The organism is Streptomyces sp. WZ-12, assembly GCF_028898845.1.
Taxonomy (GTDB): domain Bacteria; phylum Actinomycetota; class Actinomycetes; order Streptomycetales; family Streptomycetaceae; genus Streptomyces.
The window spans coordinates 90,934-113,820 of sequence record NZ_CP118575.1 but is presented as its reverse complement, the minus strand read 5'-3'; the positions used below and the strand labels follow the sequence as shown (position 1 = coordinate 113,820).

Here is a 22,887-nt window from a genome sequence, read left to right as displayed (position 1 = left end):
CCGGATGGGCGCCCGCCACCGCCCAACGCAAACCTTAGGAAAGCCTGGATGATGCTGCTCAGTTTCACCACACTTCGGACCGACTCGAACGAGCTGTCAGCCGTGGGCACACTCGGGCCGCACGGCACCAGCAGCGAGGTGGCCGCGGCACGGTTCGCAGGCCGAGTCCGCGACAGCGACGGCCCGCCAGCCGCCCTCCGCCTCTTCAACAGCTACGAACAGGCAGGTGAGGCACTGCGTGCCCGCGAAGTGACGCACGTCGTGGTGGCCAACGCCTACAAGGCGATACACCACTTCTACATGGACCCCGCACTCGAGCTGAGCAACGTGTTCGTGATGGACACACCGCTCTACGGCATCGCCAGGCGCCGCGACAGCGGACCAGCACCGGAGTGCCCCACCATCGCCAGCCATCCCTCACCGGAACCCATCATCGCGCAACTCCTGCCGCCCGGGCACACCACGCACACGGTGCTCCCGTCCGCCTCGACCAGCGCGGCCGCCCGTGCCGCTCAGGACGGCAGCGCCGACCTTGCGCTCACCACGGTTCCCTCCGCGGAGCTGTACGGGCTGGAGTTCATCTCGGCCACCAGACCGATCCGCATGGTGTGGTCGGTGTTCACCGCCGACCACACCCACCAGCCCACGGACCGTGCATCCCATGAAACCGACGAAGAAAAGAAAGGCGCATAGCCCATGCTGCTGTTGAACGGAGACGAAGTACGAAAGGCCTTCCCGGTCACGGAAGCGTACCGCGTGGTGGCCGAGGTCATGCGCCGTTACAGCGCGGGCGACGTCGTCCAGCCGGTGCGCACCGTACTGGGACCGGGCTGCGACGGGTCGCTGTTCGCCGCCATGCCGTGCCATGTCACCGGTGAGTCCGACTCGGGCTACGGCCTCAAAGCGGTACTGCACGCCCCCGGCAACACCAACCGCGACCTGCCCACTCACGTCGGCGTGGTGGTGGTCTTCGACCCCGAGACCGGGCAGCCGCTGGCCATGATGGAGGGGGCGGCGGTGACCGCGCTGCGCACGGCCGCGGCATCGGCCGTGGCGACCGACGCCCTGGCCCTGCCCGACGCCGGCGACCTGGCCCTGATCGGTGCCGGAACCCAAGCACGCAGCCATCTGCTCGCGCTGCGCGAGATCAGGCGCCTGCGACGGGTGCGCTTGTGGAATCGCGGCAACGCGCGGGCCAAGGAGTTCCTGCAGTGGGCACGTACCCATACCGACATCGACATCGAACGGATGAACAGCCCCGCCGAGGCACTCTGCGGCGCCGACCTGGTGTGCACGACGGTGGACACCACCGAACCGCTGGTGTCGGCGAAGGACCTGGCCGAAGGGGCACACGTCAACGCGGTCGGTTCCTCCGTCCCCGGCAAACGGGAACTCTCCGCGGACGCCGTGGCGTCCTGCTCCGCCTTCGTGGACAGCAGGGAAGGGGCCCAACGGGAGTCCTCCGAACTCGCCGCGCCGATCGAGCAGGGCTTGCTCCCTGCCGACCGGCCCCTCCCCGAAATCGGCGAGGTACTGCTCGGACGGCACCCCGGCCGTTCCGGCACCTCCGAACGCACACTCTACAAATCGCTGGGAATGGCGGCACAGGACGTCGCATCCGGATTCGCCATTGTTCAATCCGCCCAACGCCTCGGCATCGGCACCATGACCGACTTCACCGGCTGACCTCTCCACAACCCACGAGAACCAGCAAGACACACCGGAAGCAGCGGGAGCGGAGCCCCTCGCATGACAGCACTATTGATCGGCAACGTCGGAGTCATAGGTGACCAGCAGCGCATGGCGGAGTACCGCGCGAAAGTGCTCCAGACACTCGCACTGTACGGCGGCGGATTCATGATCCGTGGCGGCCGGTTCGAGACTCTGGAAGGCAACTGGAAGCCCACACACCTCTCAGTGATGGTGTTCCCGACAGCCGACCACGCCCGTCGCTGGTACTCCTCGCCCGAGTACCGCGCCATCCTCCCGCTCCGCGGGGACACCCACATGGACCTGATCCTGGTGGAGGGCGAATGACACCGCAGCCCGCCCCCGAGCGGCGCATGCGATCCTTCGCCCAGGTCGATGTGTTCGCCGAAACGCCCTACCTCGGCAATCCCGTGGCGGTCGTCCTCAACGGCGACGGACTGTCCGACGAGGACATGGCCCGGCTCGCGACATGGACCAACCTCTCCGAAACAACCTTCGTCGTCCCGCCGGAATCCGGCGAAGCGGACTACGCACTGCGCATCTTCACCCCGGGTGGGGAGATCCCGTTCGCAGGCCACCCCACCCTCGGCTCCGCCCACGCATGGCTCGAAGCCGGTGGCGTCCCGAAATCACCCGGGAAACTCACCCAGGAGTGCCGTCTCGGGCTGGTGGACGTGCGGCGGTCCGGCACCAGCCTGAGTTTCCGCGCCCCGGATCCCCGGCAGGTCGGCCCGTTGGACCCCTCGCACCTCGACCGTATCGCCCGGGGCCTGCGCATCAGCCGCGAGCAGATCACCGCGCACCAGTGGGTAGACAACGGCCCCGGCTGGGCAGCGGTCCAGCTCTCCTCCGCCGAGGAGGTCTTGGCCCTGAGACCGGACGCCCGGCACATGAACGACCTCATGCTCGGCGTCGTCGGCGCCTACCCCGAAGGCTCACAACTGTGCTTCGAAGTCCGCGCCTTCGGCGCACCAGCCGGCGTGCGCGAGGACCCGGTCACCGGAAGCCTCAACGCGAGCATCGCCCAGTGGCTCATCGGCAACGGCACCGCCCCACGCTCCTACAAAGTAGGTCAAGGCACCCGCCTGGGGCGGCAGGGCGTACTCACCGTGGAGGCACACGGCGAAGAAGTCTGGATCGGCGGCAACAGCATCACATGCCTGCGCGGCACCATTCACCTGTGACTGCAGAGCGCCGATAGTCAGCCGAAAGCAAACTTCGCGATCTTCTACAGACCGCGAGGCGGATATTTTCGATCCCGTCAGTAATCGCAGAAGGCGGCTTCGATCGACTGCCGGAAGAGAAGACGGAGTGGCTCGGTCTCGAGTCTCGGCGACGGTCGAACTCGGACCCTCTGACGGCACATCAAAACTGACCCACTTGGTGATCTTCGTCTGATCCTGGCCTTGGTGATCAAGGGCAGGAGGAAGGGTGATCCTCGTGGAGGACTGGGCAGAGATCCGTCGCCTGCACCGGGCCGAGCAGATGCCGATCCGGGCGATCGCGCGACACCTGGGCATCTCGAAGAACACGGTCAAGCGGGCCCTGGCCAGCGACCGGCCGCCGAAGTATGAGCGACCGCCGAAGGGTTCGGTGGTGGACGCGGTCGAGGTGCAGATCCGTGAGCTGTTGCGGGAGACACCGACGATGCCCGCGACCGTGATCGCCGAGCGGATCGGTTGGGAGCGGGGAATGACGATCCTTAAGGACCGGATCCGCGAACTGCGACCGGCCTACGTTCCCGTCGATCCGGTCTCCCGCACGACCTATCGGCCCGGTGAACTGGCCCAGTGCGACCTGTGGTTCCCCGAAGCGCAGATCCCGCTGGGCTATGGCCAGACCGGCCGGCCTCCGGTGCTGGTGATGGTGTCGGGGTATTCACGCGTGATCGCCGCGCGGATGCTGCCCTCGCGAAGGACCGGCGACCTGATCCACGGTCACTGGCACCTGCTGTCGCAATGGCAGGCCGTCCCCAAGACGCTGGTCTGGGACAACGAGGCCGGCGTCGGCCGCGGACGCCCCACCAGCGAATTCGCCGCGTTCGCGGGCCTGCTCGCCACCAAGATCTACCTCTGCCGACCACGGGATCCCGAGGCGAAAGGGCTGGTGGAGCGGGCCAACGGCTATCTGGAGACCTCGTTCCTGCCCGGCCGTCACTTCAGCGGCCCGGACGACTTCAACACCCAACTCGACGCCTGGCTCAAGGTCGCCAACCGGCGCGTCCACCGAACCCTCGGAGCCCGTCCGGTCGATCGGTGGGAGGCGGACCGGGCCCAGATGCTCACCCTGCCGGCGGTGGATCCGCCGACCTGGTGGCGGTTTGCCACCCGGCTCGGCCGGGACCACTACGTCCGCGTCGACACCTGCGACTACTCCGTCGACCCCGCCGCCATCGGCCACCACGTCACCGTGCTCACCGACAACGACGAGGTCATCGTCCTAACCACCGGCGGAGAGATCGTCGCCCGGCACGTTCGCTGCTGGGCCCGCCACCAGACCCTCACCGATCCCGAACACGCCGAGACCTCAGCGATGATGCGGCATCAAGCACGGTGTCGTCCGACGGGCCAGATCCAGGCCGTCGGCACCGGATCCGGCCCGCTGGTCGAGGTCGAACAGAGAGAACTGGGCGCCTATGACCGGCTGTTCACCGTCATCGACGGCGGCGTCAACAAGGAGGCCGGCTGATGTCCCGCACTCCCACCGCAGGCGGCGAGTCAATGTTGACCCAGCCCGCAGCCGGGCCCGCGGCCGCCGGCCGTCGCACCAGCCAGCAGACCACCTCCGACCTAGCTTTCCTCGCCCGGGCCCTCAAAGCCCCGGCCCTGCTGGCCGCCGCCGACCGCCTGGCCGAACGGGCCCGCAAGGAGTCCTGGACCCACCCGGAATACCTCGTCGCCTGCCTCCAACGCGAGGTCGCCGCCCGCGAATCCCACGGCGGTGAAGCACGAGTCCGCGCCGCCCGCTTCCCCGCGGACAAGACGATCGAAGAACTCGACGTCGCCTATCTGCGCGGCCTGACGCGCGAACAACTCTCCCACCTGGGAACCTTGGACTTCATCGCAGGCAAGGAGAACGTCGTCTTCCTGGGCCCGCCGGGCACGGGCAAGACCCACCTGGCCATCGGCCTGGGCGTCCGGGCCTGCCAGGCCGGCCACCGCGTCGCCTTCGCCACCGCCGCGGAATGGGTCGACCACCTCGCCGCCGCCCACCAGGCCGGCAACCTCGCCGCCGAACTCACCCGCCTCGCACGCTACCCGCTCATCGTGGTGGACGAAGTCGGCTACATCCCCTTCGAATCGGAGGCCGCCACACCGCGTGAGCGATCACCTCGGCCGGGAAGCAGTACCCCTTGTACGACGACGCCCCCTCGGACCCCACGACCGACCCCTCCCACAACGACCCAACATCAAGATCACCTCACGCCACCCACAACAACCCGATAGCGCCCTTCTCCGCGCTCCGTCATCCACAGGTCCATCACCACGCGGTGGATCGAGGGTCAGTCCGTTGGGACTTCGCGCTTCCGGTAGTTCTCGTAGCGCACTTTCCACTGCACCCCTTTGTCCGTCAGAAGCCATTCGCTCAATGAGAAGTCGGATGCTTTCAGGCGGGCCCGTTCGCTGGCTGTGGCAGCTTTCATCTTCTTTATACAGTACGCCGTAAGCTCTTTGTAGAGGTCATTGACTAGCTCGTCCGAAGGGTTCCGAGTCGTTACGAACGGATCCGAATGTTCAAACGGAACCGCCTTCAAGAGGTCGGCACTGATTTCATCTTTGCTGTACTGACTCAACTCCTTGGGGATTATAGCCGGAAGGTCCATTTTGAGCAAGCCTTGGACAATGACACCCGAACTCACAGCTTCGGCCGTTGTGTGCCATAGCCTTGCGATTTCAGTGGAAGAAGTTCCCGCTTTATACTGTTTTTGATGATAGGTGACCCGCTCATCCCCGAGCGCCTTGCGGTGGATCTCCGTAAGCTTTTCGCCGAGATTCGATACGAACTGAGACGGCACCTGAGCTCGCTTTCCCCATTGGTAAAGCATGTCGGCGACCCCCGGCAAGGCCATCGCTACGCCTACGGGGCCAGCAACGGCTGCCAAGGTGGAAGAGAACAAACCTACGATCCCGGCGACGTCAGCTATGAGGCCCATGATGTCGAAGCCCGCAGCCTTCCAGTCGCCCTTGATTACGTTATTCAAGAGCGAAGCCGCATTTGCCACCGCCGATATGAATGGAGCGAGTTTTCCAGTGAACTCTGCCTTAAATTCATCTCCAAATAATTCTTGGACGTTCTGGACGAACGGAACAGCGACTGCAACGCTCGAAAGCGCCGCTACCACTTCGTCTCCCCATTCTCCTTGTACTCTGAAATCTCCCGTACCCGCGGGGAGAAGGATGTTGCCGTATACGGAGAGCAGAAGGTTCGCCCCGCTCAGCAAAGTAAATGTGAGACTGAAGAAGGTGTTCATCCCCGGCCCCGTAGGGGCGGGTTGTGGCATCACCTCGGGCACGCCGCCAAGCGCAGCCTGCGCGTCGCGGACTCTCTTCCGCAAGTGCTCTGAGGATCGAAACTCTCTGTCGGCAATGGGCTTGGTTTCCGCGTAGCGCCTTTTCGCCGCCTCCCAGTGCCTATCCTGGCTCGTACCCCAACGGCCGAATCCTTTGCGTACTTCATCAGGCACCGGACTATTGCGGTACCTCTCCGCGAACCTCATGATTTCATCTTTAAGTTGAATCCGCTCCTTGGAGCTCAGGCGTTCGCGGCTGGGTGGGCCTTCCACTGTCTGGGCGTAAAACGGGGCGAACCGCCGGACCGCTTCATCAAGGTCTTCCAATGCGACCCGCAATTTGTTCGCTGCAGCCTGCGCGTCTTTCGCGGCAGTCAGCAACTCTCTATGATCCTGCGGCAGTGCCGGGCCCTCCACTGTTACAGGAGGAATGGTCAACTGACTCTTGATTAGGCCCAGGATCGGATCTGCGGACCGTGCGATGCCTCTATAGTCCAGAGTCGCCTCATCCAGCTCAGGAAAATCCTTCTTCAGGTCCTCAAAATACTTGTCTGATGCGGCTTCTCGTACAGCCGCCCGCTTGCTCCTCGGCCTTTCCGGAAGGTCGGCAAGGGACGGGTACGGCTCGAGTCGTTTGCCTTTCACGCCGCCAGGCAAGCTGCTTTTTTCGGACTGGGTGGTCACGATGGCGCTGATGATGGTTGCCGATTTTTGTGCGACGCGATCTAGGTCAATCGACAGCTGGTGCCATTTGTCATCCATTGAGATGACGTCTATCAGGGAGGTGGTGGCATCAGGGTCTCGTTGGAAAATTGCCAGGATAGGCAGGCGGTCACCCGCCTCTGAGAGAGGTGGAGGGCACTTTACCTGTGCCGATCCTCCCGCCTCCTTTTTGAATTCTCCGTACGGAGGGAGGTAAATGAAGGACGTAGGCGGATCATTCAATGCAAAGGCCACACCCGCGCCCCGCCTAGCCTCGATTTCTAGTCCGCCACCGTGTGCTACATTCTCATCGGACCATCCGACGAATGTGGTCTGCAGCTTATAGAAGAGGTCCCGTTTCCACTGACGATATTTTTCCCTAGATGCAGTCGCTTCCGCGCTTGGCCGTGCATTCCAGTCAACGGCTCTGGCGTGAGCGAGGTATACCCAATTGATGGGGCCACTGCGGGTAACTTCAGGAACACTCGAAATACGTGTCCTCTGTTCCCGGACTTGGCGCTTGAGCTTCCAGTACTTATCGGTGGCGACCATATCAGGGCTATAGAGGGAAAAAGATGACCCCTCATCGAATGACTCATCATTATTCCGCACGTCGCTCAAAGTGAGCGTTTCACTGCTCCCGCTCTTGACGTACTTTAATTCTTGGTTTAGCTCGTAGCGGTCCGGTTCGACTCTTTTGCTGCGATCATCGTATGGCCTATATCTCACCATTATCTGATATTGCTTCTGGTCAGGCGAAGGGGGAATGGTGACAGTGACCGTATTTCCCTTGCGGGGGATGTGTACCGTGGTGCCCGCAGGGGCGTCTGTCATGGCAACGGGGACGGTGATTCCCGTGAAGCTGATGCCCATCATAGGCATGATAAGTCGCGCTTTAAAAAACAAGGACGGCGTATTGATGACTGGTCCCATTTTAAGCCAAGAGCCCGAATGGGTGACGACTTTCCTTTCACTTAAGTCTACCAGTTCAAATTGCTTACCTGAAGCGAGGGCTTGATCGCCGCTGAATTTAGAATTTTCGAAGGCCCTCACAAGGAACTGCGTTGCCTTGGATTTCTCTCCTAGTGTTATATATCCGTCCTTGTCGACATTCCAGTATGCAGAGGTGTGGGCACCCAATATGCTTTCGATGAGGAACTCCGAGAGAAGCGAATGTGTGCGATGAAGACGGAGAGCCGCCGCGCTTCCACGTTCGGCGAGGGCGACGTATTCAATAGTTCCGCTGGTTTTATTTGAGACTTCGCCAAGGCTTTCAGGGGTGGCGGTGAAAAATGCGGTGCGCGTAAGACTGGCAAGACTGGGTCGTATATCTTCTACGCTGAGGGTAGGGGTGACTTCGATGTCTCCTGTGGTGGGTTGCATGATTTCGTAGAATGTGGCGTGTGTCTGGGCGTGGAGGTTGATGGTGTGGGGTTGTCCGTCGGCGGGTATGGTGCCGAGGTGGTATGTGCCGTGGTGGTGCCAGTTGAGTGTGATGTTGTATTCTATTGTTGTGTCGTGTGTGTCGGGCTGGCCGGTGATTTGGAGTATCTTTCCGCTGAATTCTGTTGCGAGGCTGACGGTGTCGGGGAGGTCCAGGTAGGATGTTCCGTTGAGTGAGATCCTCTCGCCCTGGTACGGCCGGGCGGGGGCAGTTTCCATTCCTGCGGCCGGCCTCTGGGTGAATTCCTTCTTCTCTGTCCCAGCTGCTTTTTCTATGATTCTGGCCAGGCCGATGCCTTCCCCCATCATCAGTCCCTGGACGAGTCCCTCCTTTTCTTTCCCGGTCGCCTTTTCTATTATTCTGACCAGTTCGCGGATGTTGATGAAGGTTTCCTGTGGTTCTGCGAGTTCCGTTCCGGACGGGGCCTGGACCAGGGCCGGCTCCAGTACTCTCAGGACCTTTTCTGCTGCCTCTAGCTGCTGCTGGGTCAGGAGGAGGGGGGCGGCGAATCCGGTGAGGGGAAAGATGTCGGCGCTGCCGGGGATGCTGAGCGGGGTGAGGTCGGGCAGGGCGGGAACGGCGTTCTTGACGAGGGTTTTGATGATGTCAGGGATATTGAGGAGGCCGGGGGTTTTCCAGAGGTTCTGGTGCTGGTTGCTGATGGGTGAGATAACGGTGAGGGTATGGGGAGTGAGGTCCAGGGGGAGGTACACGGTGTGGTCGCGTTCGGGGTCGTCGGTGAAGTGTTCCGTGGAGACTGTGGTGGTGTGGCCGGGGCTGATGGTGGTAACGCACACCAGGTCGGAGAGGTAGCCTTCGGGGAGGGGGGAAGCGGTGGTGATGCGGGGGACACCGTTGTGGAAGGTGATGTCCATCCAGTCGGGGGTGAAGAAGGAGGCCCCGCCCAGAGTGTGGTGGATGCCGTCGGCGCCGCTGGAGCGCATGCCGCTGTAACGGGGATGGGATTTGTTACTGCGGACAAGGGCGGGGGCGCCGTTGACGGTGTCAGCTTTGAGGTAGCCAGTACCGACCCGGCGTGTGGTGGTGGGGGGCTGTCCGGGGCGGGGCGTGTCGGACGGGCTGGTGAACAAGCGCCCGAGCAGGCTCCGGTGCCCTTCGAGGACGAAGCCTGAGCGCTGGGGCTTGGTGGTCACCTTTTCGGGTGTGCCGAGGGCGATGCGGGCGATGTTGCGTAGGGACTCGCTGCCAGGGGTGTAGTAAGCGGTGTGGGGTGCGACGGGGCCGGTGACCGGGAAGTCTTCGTCCTCGGTCCTGATGCGGGTGACATCGCCGTACTTCATGTGGGTGGGGTCGATGCTGAACCAGTTGAGTTTGCTGACGATGTCCTCCTTGTTGGCACCGGTGTAGATATGGGAGGCGGGGATATTGAGATGCCGGGCGCGGCGGCCGGTGCCGGGACTGCCCAAGAGGACCAGGTAGTCCGCATTCCCCCCGCCCACCGGCTGCCGATAGTAGGCCTCGTGTGCGGCGGCGAGAGTGCGGGCCCCGATGGTCTTCGCAGCATCCATTGCAGTGCCGACGCCACCGCCCGCCGCGATGTCGGCGGCTGTCGTCCCGACTCTCGCAGCGGATTTCGCAGCCTCGACTGCGATCTCGGCCGCCCCGCCGCCCGCCTGCCACGACTTGGCGGCAGGGCCCACAACGCTGTAGCCGACGGCCTCGGCTCCAGCGCCTTTCACCGCGCCAGTGACAGCGGCCCGCGCGGCGGCAGTGACACTGGTGCCGCCAGGGACGGGTTTCATCATGGCGTGACCGGCAACAACACTGCCGTAGCTGTAACCGACCACAGTGATCACCGGCTGCTCCGGCAGCCCCTTCCCCGCCCTGACAGCGGCATCCCCCCGCCACAGGGCACGCCACTGGGCGAGATCGAGGTTCAAAAGCTGTGACCCCGCCTGGGCCAAGGCTTCGTTGCTGACCTCGCCCTTTACCGCCCACAGGTTTCGGGGAGCCTTATATCCCTGCCATGCCACGACCGCGACCGGCACCTTGCCTGCGCCCGTGTCCTCGACCTGGATTTCTTTCAGGCAGGCCCGGCGGACGTTGCAGGCACTGCGCACCAGCTCATGGAAGTTCTCCGGGGCACTGCCCATACCAGGCACCAGGACCACCACATACCGCGCGGATTCGATCGGCCCGACTGCCACCGCCATCCGCCCAACACCGCCAAAACTGGGATCGTAGGACAGCACGCTGGCCGGGACACCTGCATCGACCTCCCCCAGAGCCCGCCACAGATACCCCGCAGCCTCCTTACGACGGCCCTCAGGCGAATCCCCCGGATCCTCCACAGTGAGTTCGGGGCGCCCGGCGGCCCCACCGAGACCGATACGCAAACCACCACCCTCCGGCCCCGCCTCGCGGGCCAGCGTCTCACCCATCTCGGGTGCCTTCCTCACCCCCTTGACCAGCCGGGACACGCCCTCCCGCGGCAGCACCCTCTTCGGCACCACCGACTTCCCCCCCAGCAACGCCCGCCCCATGTCCCCCCACATCCGATCGCGGCACTCCTGGTCCAGCCCCCCAAACCCCCCAGACACCACCCCCGCAAACCCCCGCCACACACCCGGCCCCTCCGGGCCCCCGGATACCCCCATCGGATACTGCGCCGCGACGACAGCGCGAACGACTTGGGCCTTCTGGGCATCGCTCAGAGAAGGACGCCGCCGCTCTTTCTTCTTCTCACCACTGCTCCTCTGGCTGCCCCCACTCGTCCGGGGCTCCTGTTGAGATTTTTTGGAGGGGGACATCGTCATGGAACAGCTCCAGACCAGTAGAAGGGGGCAGTGCGCTTCCCTTCGTAATAGGGAGATGTCCCGTATGAAGAAGTTTGATGTCAGAGGTCATCCTCTTACGGGTTGACCCGCGATTGATGATCTTGGTCACGTGTGGGGACATGGAGAGGGTCACGGGAGTTGTCCTGAGTGTGATGATCCGCCAGGCCCGTGTAGCTATGCCCCATCCTGCATTCTGTGGTGTTCCGGAGCAGTTCCTGGGTGAGTTGGTGGCCCAGGGCTCTGGCAAAGTCGTTGATCATGCAGCCAGGAGAAGGCTGATGGGGCGGTGTGAGGTTCCCCCGTCGTTCGGGAGGCGCTGATCAGCTGGTCAGGAGGGGTTGACGGGGTTTCAGGTTCGCTCGTTCGGCCGTTGCCTGCTCGGCGTAGTACTTCTCCTCGAATTCGATCGGGCTGGGAAGCCGAGTCGTTCCTGGGTGCGGCGGGAGTTATAGAAGCCGTCTGTGTACTCGAAGAGCGCGAGGTTCGCCTCGGCACGTGTGGCGAAGACGCGGCCGCGCACGCACTCGGTCTTGATCAGCATCCACAGGTTCTCCGCGAGGGCGTTGTCGTGGCTGTCCCCGACGGAGCCCATGGACGCGTCAACTCCTGCCCGCAGCAGGCGAGTTGTGAGCTTGATGGATGTGTACTGACAGCCGTGGTCGGCATGGTGGATGAGCTTGCCGGGCTCGACCTCGCGGGACGCGAGGGCGTACTCCAGCGTGGTCAGGACCAGGTCGGCGTCCGCGCGGGCGGAGGTCTCCCAGGCCACCACCCGGCGGGAGAACGCGTCCCGGATCGCCGACAGCCACAGCGGGCCCTCGCCGGTCGAGATCATCGTCAGGTCGGTGACCCACAGCCGGTTCGGCGCCGGTGCGGTGAAGTCCCGGTTGACCAGGTCCGGGGCGAGTGTGGCCTTCGGATCCCGGCGCGTGAAGCCTGTGCGGCGCGGGCTGATGCCCGCCAGGTCGGCCTCGCGCATCAGGCGCTCGACCCGCTTGCGGCCCACGCGTGTGCCCTCGCGTTTCAGCACGGCATGCACGCGCGGAGAGCCGTAGATCCCGCCGGACTCGGTGTGGATCTCCTTGATCCGCTCGGTCAGCTCGACGTCGCGACGCCGCCGCTCGCACGGCTGCTTCTCGGCGCGGCGCCAGCGGTAGTAGGTGGAGGAGGCGATGTGCAGTTCCCGCAGGACGCACTCGACTCCCAGGTCAGGGTGCTCGTCGAGGAGCCCCGTCACCTGGGCCGGGTCGGGTCGAGTTGCGCCGCGAAAAAAGCCGAGGCCGTCCGCAGAACTTCGTTCGCGCGCTTGAGCTGGGCGTTCTCCTTGCGAAGCGCGGCGAGTTCGACGCGTTCGTCGCTGGTCAGCCGGTCGTCCCGCTCGCCGGCATCGGCCTCGGCCTGCCGGATCCAGCCGCGCAGGGCCTCGGGATGCACGCCGAGCTCGATAGCCAGTCGCTTGATCTGGGGCTTCGGGTCGGAGGTCCGGTACATCCACACCGCACGCTCGCGCAACTCCAGCGAGTACTTCCTGGGGGCAGCCATGGTCGATGTTCCTCTCATGAGAACCATCTGACCCTCTGTCACCATCCTCCGCATCTCGGGGGAACCTCACACCGGGCACGAACCCGGCCGCAATCGCCGGCTCCACGTACCGGCGGATCGTCCCGCGGGCCACGCCCAACGAGCCCGCGACATCATGCTGAGACCGCCCGGCATACCAGTGCACCAGGATCTCGGTTATATCGACCACGTGGAACGTCCTCCTCGCCATCCGCTCCCCAGCTACCAGGGCCGCTGGGAAAGGATCTTGGACAGGGAAGAGGAAGGATCTTCACAACTGCAGCCGAACGCTCGCCGTATCCACGACGAACATCACGAGCGCGCCACCGGGTCATGACGAGCAGCGAGTGGGTCAATTACGTGAGCGAATCCCGCCTCAACGGGTCGATTTCGTGAGCGCCGACACTTTCCGAGTCCAAGACCGTGATCACCCACGCCACCAGCCAGGCGGCGCACTTCCTCGGCTATGAGATCCGGGCCCAGCACTCCGACACGAAGATCACCCGGAACCGTCGGGCGGTCAACGGAGCGATCGGCCTGTTCGTGCCACGGCAGGTGATCAGGCAGAAGCGCGCGCTCTACATGAGCAAGGGGCAACCGGCGCAACGCGGCATGCTGCTTCACGACGAGGACTTCACGATCGTCGCGAAGTACCAAGCCGAGTACCGGGGTTTGGTCCAGTACTACCTTCTTGCCCAGGACGTGTTCCGCCTGGGCAGGCTCCAGTGGGTCATGGAGACCTCGCTGCTGAAGACGCTGGCCGGGAAGCACCGGTCGACGGTCACGAAGATGGCTCGGAAGTACAAGAGCATCGTCGAGACACCTGAGGGACCGCGAACCTGTCTGACCGTCACCGTTCTACGCGACCGGGGGAGGAAACCGCTGGTCGCCCGCTTCGGCGGGATACCGCTCAAACGACAGCGCAAGGCCGTCCTCACCGACAGGCGGCCGGTCATGGCCAGTGCGAAGCGAAACGAGCTGATCCACCGGCTCATCGCCGAGTGCTGCGAGATCTGCGAAGCCCGGACGAATCTTGAGGTCCACCACGTCCGCAAGCTCGCCGACCTCAACCGGCCCGGACGTCGGGACAAGCCCGACTGGGTGCACCTCATGGCTACTGACCTCGGCTCGTCAGGGTGATGTTGGGTCATCGAGGGTGAGGCCGGTTCCGGCGATGAAGCCGTCGAGGGTGTCGGGCCGGTACTGGAGGCGCTTGAGCCGGTTGCGGACGAGTGCCTCGAGGCGGTCCAGGGCCACGACGGCGAGGTTGGCCAGGCTGCGTTTGACGTGTGCCCACACCCACTCGACCGGGTTCAGATCGGGTGAGTAGGCCGGCAGCAGGAATACCGTCAGCCATTCCCGTTCGTCGATCAACTTCCGCATCCTGCGGGAGACATGCGTGTTCAGCCGGTCCCACACCAGGACGATCGGTGCCTTGACGAGCTGATGGGCGCCGTCGATCAGCGCGATGAAGTCGCGCTCGCTCATGCTGCGGCGCTTACCCTTGCCCGCCGGGTGGGCGATCAGCCGGTGGCACAGGCGGGTCCGCGAGCCGGGCCGCATGGCGACCAGCCCGGCCACCGACAGGCGTCCCGATCGTCGTCCGCTGACCGTCACAACCGGCGTCACACCGCGCCGGCCCCAGGTGCGTCCCCTGGGCGGCTTGCGGGTGAACCCGGCTTCGTCCTCGAAGCAGAGGTAGCCCCCGCAGGCCGCCCGGGCTCTTTTACCTCCGCCCAGGTCGCCTCCTTCCACACCTTCACGGCCTGCTCGTCGCGCTCGGCCACCCGCCGCGCGGGAACCTGCGGGGAGAAGCCGAGCCGGTGCATCAACCGGGTGGCACCCGAGACGCTGTAGGAGACGTGGAACTTCCTGCCGATCAGCGTGACCACTCGCGCCGCGGTCCACACCTGGTCCTCCACCCACCCGTGCGCGGCCGGACCCTGGTCGAGATACACGGCGAGTTTCGCCAGGCAGCGTGGCGACAGCCGGCACCGGCCGCCACCGGGCCCTCGTGAACCAAGCGCATCGGCGCCGCCCTGACGCCACAGCTGCTGCCACTGATAGGCCGACTTCACGCTCACCCGCAGCCGCCGTGCGACCTCCGGCGGCTTGATCTTCTGCTCGAACAGCTCGACCGCCTGCATCCGTACAGCCTCGCGACGCTGACGTCCCGCAGCGGTAAGCCCGCCCCCATCTGCATATCTCACACACCACGAGATACAGACAACGCGCCCGCCTCACCAGCGACTTCGCCAAAGATCACCCTGACGAGCCGAAGTCAGTAAACGACGGCGCAAGACCCTGGTGATCTGCCGTCGCTGCCACGAGGACATCCATGCCGGGCGGGGCACCGCGCCACCACGGAAGTGATCACTGGAGAGCGGGATGCCGGGAAACTGGCCTGTCCCGTTCGGGAAGGGGCCGTCGGAAAAGGACCCGAACCACGGGCACCTCGTCGGCGGCCTACTTCACTCGGGTCGGCGGCTCGGGGAAACGGAACGACGGCAACGTCGTCACCGCGCCCCGAGCCGACCGCACAAGGTCGGTACCCCTTGTACGACGGCGCCCCCTCGGACCCCACGACCGACCCCTCCCACAACGACCCAACATCAAGATCACCTCACGCCACCCACAACAACCCGATAGCGCCGATCGGAACCGGAAGGGATGTCCGTTGACACGACACATTCCTGATGTGCGCGATACGGGTAAGTCGTGCAATATGGCACATGTCTCAGAGGATATGTGCCATTCACGCAGCTACCCGAAAGGACAAAGGGATGACTGACCCGATCGCAGTCAAGCTCGGTCAACTCTTCGAAGCCGTCGACACGAACCACAAAGGCAGCATCGACTGGGCGAACTACCAGCGCCTTCTCGACCGCATCGCCGTCGGCTTCCAGCTCGACGACCGCGACCGCCGATTCCAAACACTGCACGCCGCTTACCAGATGTACTGGTGCGAGCTGCTGCGCCACACCGGCAGCACCTCCTCGCTCCTTTTGAAGGAGGAGTTCGTCACCGCCAATCGTATGGCCAGCATGGACACCAGCCGGTTCAACCTGGTCGAAGGCATTCCGAACGTCGTGATTGACGTCTTGGATGCCAACGACGCCAACGTCCTTGGTCAGGAGGAGACCGTGCGACTCCTGAAGCTCCTGGAGGTCACCTCTCCTGAAATCGTCGACCAGTTCATGGCGCTCGACGCCGCCGGCGACGGTGGCATCACCCGTCAAGACTGCATCCGTTCAGCCCGCGAGTTCTTCTACGCCCCCAGCATCGAAACTCCAGGAGGGATCTTCTTCGGAATGGCCTAACCGAACCGAACTGAGGGCTTGTGACGTGGTGCGCGACAGCGGTCGTGAGCCCGGACTGTGACGTGGAGAGCTGTACGGGCTGAGGAGGTTGTGACGACTTCCCTGGCCCGTACGGCCTTTTCACGCCTCTGCGTCTTGTCAAGCCGCCTGGCCAGGGAGGGACTTTGTCCAGAGGAATTGTCAATACTTGTGGGTCGGCGCGTTCCGTGCTGCTTGCTTGGGCGTCCAGTGAGCTTCTTCAGCCCGGCCACTGATCGGGTGACGAAGCGAAACCCGTAACAGGCGAGGCCCTCGGACTGTTGAGCGAGATGTCTCACGTCTCAACTCGTCAGTCAGAGGGCCTCGTTGGTTACCTATCCTTGCGCACTGGACCTACCGCACGCACCCGTGGAGTGGGTCACCATGCTCATCGTCACCCAGGAGGGTGACCGCCACTGCAAGCTTCGTCCGTCAGGACGAGCCCTGGTAGCGCTGGTCTACCTGCGCGAGCACACCACTCTCGCCAAGATCGCCGCAGGCTTCCAGATCAAGGTCGTCGAGGAGCTGACCCGCGACGAACACGTCGCGGCCGAGGTGACCACCGGCCTGCTGCGCAGGCCGGACGTCGCCTTCAAGGCGATGTTGGACGACACCGTCCGCCACCTGGTCAACCGGGCCCAGGTCGACCAGGGTCGGCAAGCCCGCGAGCACTTCGAGGAGACCAGCCCCGTCGCCCCCGCGATCCACAACATCGACCGGTCGGTGGAGTTCTTGGACCTGGTCACCGCCTGCCACGCGTTCGTCGCGGCGGCTGGCCGGGTCGTCCCCGGGATGCGTGACCGCCAGCTCGGCGACGACGAACGCGTGATCGTGCACGAGAACGTCGCCCGCGTCCGTGGCCCGTTGACTGAACTAACTCCAGCGTTTTAGCAGGTCAGAGCCTGTTTCTGCTAGCTTCCCCGCCATGGTTGATCCTCTGGGTCCCGGGCGGGATCTGTCATGCTTTGTACTGCCTGAGATCGGACGGTTGGTCGAGACGGGCGAGCCGCAGGAGCCATACAGCCTGCTCGATCCGAACGGCCTCCCGGTCGCTCCGGTCGCGTCGTTCTTCGCCGAGTTGCAGGCGGCCACTCGGCCGGCGACCACGATCCGGTCGTACGGCATGGATCTGCTCCGGTGGTTCCGACCTGTTAACTGCACCATGTCTTGATCGTGAGCCAAGCGGATCGCTTGGTCTCTCCCGGAGCGTGGTGTGGTGGAAGACGTGAGACGTGCCCTGATGGAGGGAAAGCGCTCGGTTCCAGAGGTTGGCGCGGTGGTGACGGGGTCCTCACCCCACCTTCCGTTCGTCGTGTGAACGGTGACGCCAGAGAGGTTGAGCCGGTCAGCGTCTACTTGCGGGATTTGATGCTGGGGGACGTCAGTCCCCTGACATGCCGTAGCTACGGGTATGACCTGTTGCGGTGGCACCGGCTGCTGTGGGTCTTGCAGACGCCTTGGGAGAAGGCCACCGAGGCTGAGGTCGCGCTGCTCGTGGGCTGGCTGAGAGAGGCCCGCAACCCACAGCGGCTCCGTAGGCGGAACGACTCACCGCTGTCCCTCCCCTCGTAGCGTGGAGTCCGTGATTGCAGGGGAAGTTGGGGTTCATGGGGTCCAAGCAACGGACGTACACGCCTGAGTTTCGTGAGGGTGCTGTACGCATTGTGATCGAGACGGGCAGGTCGATCCCGGAGGTCGCCGAGGAGCTCGGCGTCCACTCCGGCACGCTGCACAGCTGGGTGTCGCGGTGGCGGCGCAACGGGTCGGCGTCGTCCGACCGGCCGGCCGAGCCCGCGCCGGGTGGACGGATGCGCGAGGCCGAGCGCGCCGAGCTGGAGCGGCTGCGGCGGGAGATGTCGGAGAAGAACAAGCGGATACGCGAGCTGGAGATGGAGCGTGATGTCCTCAAGCGATGCATGGTCCTCTGGGTGAAGTGACCGAGACGGACCCGGCCACTCTGGCCGCGTTCATCGGTAACCAGAGGACCGAGCACCGCGTCCCGCACCGTCTGGCCTGCCAGGTTCTGGGGGTGTCGGAGTCCTGGTTCTACAAGTGGCGCGTCAGACCCACCACCGCGCGTGAGGTCCGGCGCGGACAGTTGGCCGACGCGATCACGGGGATCTTCGAGGGCTCCGGCGGCACCTACGGTTCCCCGAAGGTCTGGCTCGTCCTGGTCCGCGCGGGCTGGCGGGTCTCGGTGAACACCATCGCCCGTCTGATGGCCCAACTCGGCCTGGCCGGACGGAAGGTCCGCAGCCGGCGCGGGCTGACCCGGCCCGGCAAACGGCCGGCGGCCCCGGACTTCGTGCGCCGGGACTTCACCGCGGACGCTCCGGACCAGGTGTGGTGCGGTGACATGACCGAGATCACCACCGGTGAGGGCAAGCTCTACCTGGCCACCGTCATCGACCTGTTCTCACGTCGACTGCTCGGCTACGCGATGAGTGCCCGCCATGACGCCGAACTGGTCGTGGCCTCCTTGAACATGGCCGCGGCCACCCGCGGCGGTGATGTGAAGGGCGTGATCTTTCACAGCGACCGCGGCAGCGAATACGTCTCCTGGCGCTTTCGCCGGGCCTGTCGCCGCCTGGGCGTGACCCAGTCCATGGGCCGCGTCGGGTCGTGTTTCGACAACGCCGTCAGCGAGGCGTTCAACAGCGTGCTCAAGGTCGAGTATGTCCACCGGCACACGTTCGCCACCCGCACCGAGGCTCGGCTGCGGATCGCGACCTGGACCACCGGCTTCTACAACACGCACCGACTACACAGCGTGTGTGGGTATCAGAGTCCGATCGACTACGAGCACGACCATCGCACCAACTCCACCTTGGAGCTGGTCGCTTAGAAGATCTCCACAGTTCGAGGGGATTGACACCGCCGCCGGGATCGGTGAACGTGAAGACCGGTAAACCGTCGCTGCGGGAGGGCTACGCGCCCAGAACGGTCAACCATAACCTGACCGTGATCAGTGGCTTCTACGCCTTCCACTCCCGCTTCGGGGTCGGCCCGGTCGTGAATCCGGTCCCGGCGTCGAGAGGGCGCAGGCAAGCACTCGCGCATCGCTCCCCGCTGGAGCCGGCGCAGACTTTCCGCCGGGGCCGGCTGCGGCAGAAGGTGCCTGCCCAGGCTCCGCGGGCGATCCCGGATCATCAGTGGGATGAGCTATTCGCCGCGATGGGCTGCGACCGCGACCGCTCTCTGCTGGAGTTCTACGTCTCTTCAGGGGCCAGGGCGAGTGAGCTTCTGGCCGTCGGTCTCGGAGATGTCGACTGGCCGGGGCAACTCATCTATGTGATCAGCAAAGGCACACGTATCCGCCAACCCGTGCCGGCCTCCCCGAACGCCTTCCGCTATCTCGGCAGCTACCTCGCCACCGACGGGCTGCCGACGCCAGGACCAGCCGATATGGCGCACGCGCCGTGGTGAGTCTCGACCTTTGACCTACTGGGCGATGCGGCGCATCCTTCAGCGGGCCAACGCCAAGCTCGGCACGAACTGGACCCTGCACGACGCCAGGCACACGGCCGCGACCCGGATGGCCGGGGACGAACGGCTCACCCTCGCTGAGGTACAGACGATCTTGCGTCATGCGCATCTCGACACGACCGGCCGCTACCTGACTGCGCGGGTAGAGGACATGCACGACAAGCTGCAGGAGCACTACACGCGGCCCCGCCCGCAGCGCACTTACGCCACCGGTTACAACCCTGACGACATCAAGGCGGTGTTCGGTGGCTGAGCCCGGCTCCACGATCCGTCAGGGCAAGAAGGGCGGCAGCCGTTTCGTCAGTCTGAACGCCGCCCCGGCACCGCCGCCGGCCTTTCCTCCGCGACCTCAAGGTGATCTCTCTTGCGCCTCCGCAGAGGAAGTAGCTGCGGTGATACGCGCGACGTGGCCGACGAACTCAGCGGACAATCGCTGGCGCCGAAGCCGCGGTGCCCGGGACCTCCTCCGGTATCTGGAAGACTTCCCTGGCGAGAGCTGGCAGCAGCGGTGGGAGGCCAGCGGCTTCAACGAGCGCGGGCGCCCTGTCGCCGATCTGCAATTGACGCGCAAGGAGAAGAGCCAGATCGGGGTGGGCACGGCCTGTCCGTTCTGTCTGCGGGTCATCCAGCCGTCCCTTGAAGCTTTTCGCTCGAACACGTTCTTGTACTACGGCCAGCGCTTCCTGACCGCCCAGAACGACCCGCTGCTCGACAACTTCTGGGCCGCAGTCCAGGACAAGCCGGTGAACCCGGTCCACCACGGGGTCGCACTATTCGACGTCACGGTCGCTCTCACCACCCAAGGCATCGGGCTGGGAGACCTGACGCCGTCGTCGTTCCTGCACTACGCGTGGGAGTGCCGCCGTCAGGGGCTGGTGCTCGGCCAACGCGGCGCCGGAAGCCGGTTTCCTGGACACCTCGCCTGGCAGGTGCTCCACGAGATGGGCCACTTCCCCTCTCACGGGCCCGCGACGCTGAAAGCTGCGCTGCTGACGGGACGGTTGACGGTCGAGGAGATGGTCGACCGCTACGAGATCCGGCACACCGGCATCCGGCAGTTGCTCACCGCTTACTTGGACCGGCGCAAGCCCGAGCTGGACTACTCGACACTGGACAATCTCTCCCGGCACCTCGCGAGCCACTTCTGGTCCACGATCGAAGATCTCGCCCCTGACCAGCCAGACCTGCGGTTGGACAGCGAGCTCTACCAACGATGGCGCGATCGGGCGGCGGTGCGTTCCGACGGCAAGGGCGCACGCGACTTCGATCCCATCCTCAGAGCCGTCCGGGCGTTCTACGCCGATCTGCAGCCTGGGCTGCCGCAGAACCCGAGCAGTGGGCGGTCTGGGTCGCTCCCTGCCCCATCTCCGACGCCGAGGTCCGGGGCTACGGAATCCGGAAGCGGCGAGTCAAGGAGCGTATGGATGATCGCACCCGTCGGCGTCAGCCCCTGCTGGCGACCCTCGTGGAACACATGGAGAACCGATACAGCCACCTCCACGCGCTCTTGGGACAAGCTGCTGCCGCCGCCGGCGGAGCGACCATCACCCTCGACGGCCGTATCTACCAGAGGCTGTGGAGCCGGGCCGATGAACGACGCGTCAGGCTCGGAGGAAACGCGAACGTCCGTGTCCGCGACCAGATCGGTGATAAGTCCATCAACGTCACGGCAGCCGAGGACGCCGCTTTCTGGGAGTGGGCGATCGTCGAAGTCCTCCGTCACTCGGGCGTCCGTATCGAAGAGGCGCTCGAACTCACCCACCTCAGCATCCGGCAGTACCAACGGCCGGGCGGGGAAGTCATTGCTCTACTCGTAGTCGCTCCATCCAAGAGTGACCGGGAACGCGTTATCCCTATGTCCGCGGAACTGTTCGGCGTCATCGCGTCTATCGTTCGGCGCCACACGCGGGACGGCCGTACGATCCCACTGCTACCGCGCTACGACCCTCACGAGCGCCGCAGCAGCGCTCCCATGCCGTTCCTGTTCCAACGTCGGATCGGCACGAACCACGAGGTCATCTCCGACACCACCGTCGTTAACATGCTCAAACGCCGTTGCGGCGAACTCGCAGAACACCATCCTGCCTTCCACGCCGCCGACTTCACCCCACATGACTTCCGTCGACTGCTCGCCACCGATCTGGTGAACCACGGTCTTCCGATCCACATCGGCGCTGCCCTACTTGGCCACTTGAATCTGCAAACAACTCGTGGCTACGTCGCCGTGTTCAACGAAGACGTCGTCCGCCACTATCAGGGCTTTCTCGACCGGCGCCGCCAGGCCCGCCCCGCAGACGAGTACCGCCCGACCACTGACACCGAGTGGCGCGGGTTTGAAGAGCACTTCGACCACCGAAAGGTTGAACTGGGCGGGTGCGCTCGGCCCTACGGCACCCCTTGCCAGCATGAACACGCTTGTTTGCGATGTCCCATGCTCAACATCAACCCCAAGATGCTGCCTCGCCTCGACGGGATCGAGACCGATCTCCTGGCTCGCCGGGCCCGTGCCGAGCAGGAGGGCTGGCTCGGAGAGATCGAGGGCATCAACCTCACCCTCACCTTCCTCCGTCAGAAACGCGAAGAGAGCCAGCGACTGGCTCGCATCGCGCCGGTCACCCTCGGCATGCCGGGTCTCCGGCCCGCAGGGCCGTGAGCCACTGATGTCGGCGGTCATGTAATTCGGCTCAGTCGCTGACGATGCCTGCGGTCGGGAACGGCCTTTCGGGGAACTGACGCCCCATCAGTAGGTCATTTCAGGGAGGCTCGGGTCGGCTGGTTCTGCCTTGCCCGTCGGGTCGAATCGGCGCCAACCCGTCTCGCCTGTAGTCCTGAGCTGCGGCGACGTAAACACGCCGGAGTGTTGGCCGCACTTCCATTCCACCTGGAGGCGCCAGGTGATGTCCCATGACTGGGTCCGCGCCACTAGCGTGAACAGCCCCTTCGCGCCGCGCGGTAGTGTTCCGAGCGACCGGACGTCAGGATCGGAGCCGTCAGCGGTCCGGACGTTCGGCGGATCCTCGTCGAGATCGACCTCGAAGTGCAGATCAAGCGGGCCCGGCCGGCAGAGCATCGAGTCGGCAATCGTCATCGGATTCCGGGCCTCGACCACAATCCGCAGCGCCACGATGGCGACCTCGCTGTGCTGCGGTGCCTCGATGACCACTTCCACAGCATGTGTGCGTGCCGGAATGACCTCCGACCCGAAGTGAGCTTCCCCCGCTGTGCGGGAGGTGCTGATCAGCAGGTCGGGATGGGTTGATGGGTGTTCAGGTTTGTTCGTGTGAACGATCTTGATATTCCTCAGCCCCGCGATCACATAATTCCGCAGGTCCTCGCCGG

At 64.6% G+C, this 22,887-nt stretch carries 18 protein-coding genes and 2 pseudogenes; 15 read left to right on the top strand and 5 right to left on the bottom strand.

What is annotated here, in order from left to right; all coding sequences use genetic code 11:
* Nucleotides 1-48 precede the first annotated feature (48 nt).
* The 6 genes and pseudogenes from PV796_RS40640 to PV796_RS40615 form a co-directional block, all read left to right on the top strand.
* Nucleotides 49-693 (top strand): hypothetical protein, encoded by a 645-nt coding sequence (locus PV796_RS40640; protein WP_274919506.1) that lies wholly within the window; start codon nucleotides 49-51, stop codon nucleotides 691-693.
* Between the two features lie 3 nt (nucleotides 694-696).
* Complete coding sequence (locus tag PV796_RS40635) at nucleotides 697-1,686, top strand: ornithine cyclodeaminase family protein (RefSeq protein ID WP_274919505.1); 990 nt, start codon at nucleotides 697-699, stop codon at nucleotides 1,684-1,686.
* Nucleotides 1,687-1,749: 63 nt separating this feature from the next.
* Complete coding sequence (locus tag PV796_RS40630; RefSeq protein ID WP_274919504.1) at nucleotides 1,750-2,037, top strand: DUF1330 domain-containing protein; 288 nt, start codon at nucleotides 1,750-1,752, stop codon at nucleotides 2,035-2,037.
* Nucleotides 2,034-2,894: a PhzF family phenazine biosynthesis protein gene (locus tag PV796_RS40625; RefSeq protein WP_274919503.1), complete on the top strand. Its 861-nt coding sequence runs from the start codon at nucleotides 2,034-2,036 to the stop codon at nucleotides 2,892-2,894. Before PV796_RS40630 ends, PV796_RS40625 begins: the two co-directional genes overlap by 4 nt.
* 247 nt (nucleotides 2,895-3,141) lie before the next feature.
* The gene (istA, locus tag PV796_RS40620; protein ID WP_274919502.1) at nucleotides 3,142-4,398 is read left to right on the top strand and encodes an IS21 family transposase; all 1,257 of its coding nucleotides are present in this window, start codon (nucleotides 3,142-3,144) and stop codon (nucleotides 4,396-4,398) included.
* A gap of 32 nt (nucleotides 4,399-4,430) precedes the next feature.
* Nucleotides 4,431-5,021 (top strand): annotated as a pseudogene (locus PV796_RS40615) (ATP-binding protein); the annotation flags it as partial.
* A 191-nt stretch (nucleotides 5,022-5,212) separates the two neighbouring features.
* On the opposite strand, the gene PV796_RS40610 reads toward PV796_RS40615, so the two are convergent.
* From PV796_RS40610 to PV796_RS40600, 3 genes are all read right to left on the bottom strand, one after another.
* Nucleotides 5,213-11,143: an alpha/beta hydrolase gene (locus tag PV796_RS40610; RefSeq protein WP_274919501.1), complete on the bottom strand. Its 5,931-nt coding sequence runs from the start codon at nucleotides 11,141-11,143 to the stop codon at nucleotides 5,213-5,215.
* 370 nt (nucleotides 11,144-11,513) lie between these two features.
* Complete coding sequence (locus PV796_RS40605; RefSeq protein WP_274919500.1) at nucleotides 11,514-12,401, bottom strand: IS3 family transposase; 888 nt, start codon at nucleotides 12,399-12,401, stop codon at nucleotides 11,514-11,516.
* Nucleotides 12,398-12,706, bottom strand: a complete 309-nt coding sequence (locus tag PV796_RS40600) for a transposase (protein WP_274919499.1) — start codon at nucleotides 12,704-12,706, stop codon at nucleotides 12,398-12,400. Before PV796_RS40600 ends, PV796_RS40605 begins: the two co-directional genes overlap by 4 nt.
* A gap of 423 nt (nucleotides 12,707-13,129) precedes the next feature.
* On the opposite strand from PV796_RS40600, the pseudogene PV796_RS40595 reads away from it, so the two are divergent.
* Nucleotides 13,130-13,840 (top strand): annotated as a pseudogene (locus tag PV796_RS40595) (group II intron reverse transcriptase/maturase); the annotation flags it as partial.
* A 15-nt stretch (nucleotides 13,841-13,855) separates the two neighbouring features.
* On the opposite strand, the gene PV796_RS42540 reads toward PV796_RS40595, so the two are convergent.
* A protein-coding gene (locus tag PV796_RS42540) for an IS630 family transposase (protein WP_446750553.1) occupies nucleotides 13,856-14,934 on the bottom strand; the annotation gives its coding sequence in 2 pieces (ribosomal slippage) (nucleotides 13,856-14,433 and nucleotides 14,433-14,934; 1,080 coding nt in all).
* Between the two features lie 573 nt (nucleotides 14,935-15,507).
* On the opposite strand from PV796_RS42540, the gene PV796_RS40580 reads away from it, so the two are divergent.
* The 8 genes from PV796_RS40580 (at nucleotide 15,508) to PV796_RS40550 (ending at nucleotide 22,201) form a co-directional block, all read left to right on the top strand.
* Nucleotides 15,508-16,044, top strand: coding sequence for an EF-hand domain-containing protein (locus tag PV796_RS40580; RefSeq protein WP_274919497.1), 537 nt, complete (start codon nucleotides 15,508-15,510; stop codon nucleotides 16,042-16,044).
* Nucleotides 16,045-16,446: 402 nt separating this feature from the next.
* A complete protein-coding gene (locus tag PV796_RS40575; RefSeq protein ID WP_446750719.1) occupies nucleotides 16,447-16,953 on the top strand; it encodes a DUF6192 family protein in 507 nt (168 codons plus the stop codon).
* Nucleotides 16,954-16,987: 34 nt separating this feature from the next.
* Nucleotides 16,988-17,233: a hypothetical protein gene (locus tag PV796_RS40570; RefSeq protein WP_274919495.1), complete on the top strand. Its 246-nt coding sequence runs from the start codon at nucleotides 16,988-16,990 to the stop codon at nucleotides 17,231-17,233.
* Between the two features lie 436 nt (nucleotides 17,234-17,669).
* On the top strand, nucleotides 17,670-17,999 hold the full coding sequence (locus PV796_RS40565; RefSeq protein WP_274919487.1) for a transposase: 330 nt from the start codon (nucleotides 17,670-17,672) through the stop codon (nucleotides 17,997-17,999).
* Nucleotides 17,996-18,907: an IS3 family transposase gene (locus PV796_RS40560; protein WP_274919488.1), complete on the top strand. Its 912-nt coding sequence runs from the start codon at nucleotides 17,996-17,998 to the stop codon at nucleotides 18,905-18,907. Before PV796_RS40565 ends, PV796_RS40560 begins: the two co-directional genes overlap by 4 nt.
* 44 nt (nucleotides 18,908-18,951) lie before the next feature.
* A complete protein-coding gene (locus PV796_RS42100) occupies nucleotides 18,952-19,488 on the top strand; it encodes a hypothetical protein (RefSeq protein WP_342456977.1) in 537 nt (178 codons plus the stop codon).
* 10 nt (nucleotides 19,489-19,498) lie between these two features.
* The gene (locus PV796_RS42095; RefSeq protein WP_342456976.1) at nucleotides 19,499-19,801 is read left to right on the top strand and encodes a site-specific integrase; all 303 of its coding nucleotides are present in this window, start codon (nucleotides 19,499-19,501) and stop codon (nucleotides 19,799-19,801) included.
* A 1,167-nt stretch (nucleotides 19,802-20,968) separates the two neighbouring features.
* On the top strand, nucleotides 20,969-22,201 hold the full coding sequence (locus PV796_RS40550) for a site-specific integrase (protein ID WP_274919494.1): 1,233 nt from the start codon (nucleotides 20,969-20,971) through the stop codon (nucleotides 22,199-22,201).
* Nucleotides 22,202-22,288: 87 nt separating this feature from the next.
* Here PV796_RS40550 and PV796_RS40545 read toward each other — a convergent pair whose 3' ends face one another.
* A complete protein-coding gene (locus tag PV796_RS40545) occupies nucleotides 22,289-22,864 on the bottom strand; it encodes a hypothetical protein (protein ID WP_274919493.1) in 576 nt (191 codons plus the stop codon).
* Nucleotides 22,865-22,887: the final 23 nt, after the last annotated feature.

What these genes read in the sequence shown, in the direction of transcription:
- PV796_RS40575 (WP_446750719.1), top strand. Translation starts at nt 16,447, where the DNA reads ATGCTCATCGTCACCCAGGAGGGTGACCGCCACTGCAAGCTTCGTCCG.
- PV796_RS40625 (WP_274919503.1), top strand. Translation starts at nt 2,034, where the DNA reads ATGACACCGCAGCCCGCCCCCGAGCGGCGCATGCGATCCTTCGCCCAG.
- PV796_RS40610 (WP_274919501.1), bottom strand. Translation starts at nt 11,143, where the DNA reads ATGACGATGTCCCCCTCCAAAAAATCTCAACAGGAGCCCCGGACGAGT.
- PV796_RS40565 (WP_274919487.1), top strand. Translation starts at nt 17,670, where the DNA reads ATGGGGTCCAAGCAACGGACGTACACGCCTGAGTTTCGTGAGGGTGCT.
- PV796_RS40635 (WP_274919505.1), top strand. Translation starts at nt 697, where the DNA reads ATGCTGCTGTTGAACGGAGACGAAGTACGAAAGGCCTTCCCGGTCACG.
- PV796_RS40570 (WP_274919495.1), top strand. Translation starts at nt 16,988, where the DNA reads ATGGTTGATCCTCTGGGTCCCGGGCGGGATCTGTCATGCTTTGTACTG.
- PV796_RS40600 (WP_274919499.1), bottom strand. Translation starts at nt 12,706, where the DNA reads ATGGCTGCCCCCAGGAAGTACTCGCTGGAGTTGCGCGAGCGTGCGGTG.
- PV796_RS40550 (WP_274919494.1), top strand. Translation starts at nt 20,969, where the DNA reads ATGGATGATCGCACCCGTCGGCGTCAGCCCCTGCTGGCGACCCTCGTG.
- PV796_RS40630 (WP_274919504.1), top strand. Translation starts at nt 1,750, where the DNA reads ATGACAGCACTATTGATCGGCAACGTCGGAGTCATAGGTGACCAGCAG.
- PV796_RS40640 (WP_274919506.1), top strand. Translation starts at nt 49, where the DNA reads ATGATGCTGCTCAGTTTCACCACACTTCGGACCGACTCGAACGAGCTG.
- PV796_RS40580 (WP_274919497.1), top strand. Translation starts at nt 15,508, where the DNA reads ATGACTGACCCGATCGCAGTCAAGCTCGGTCAACTCTTCGAAGCCGTC.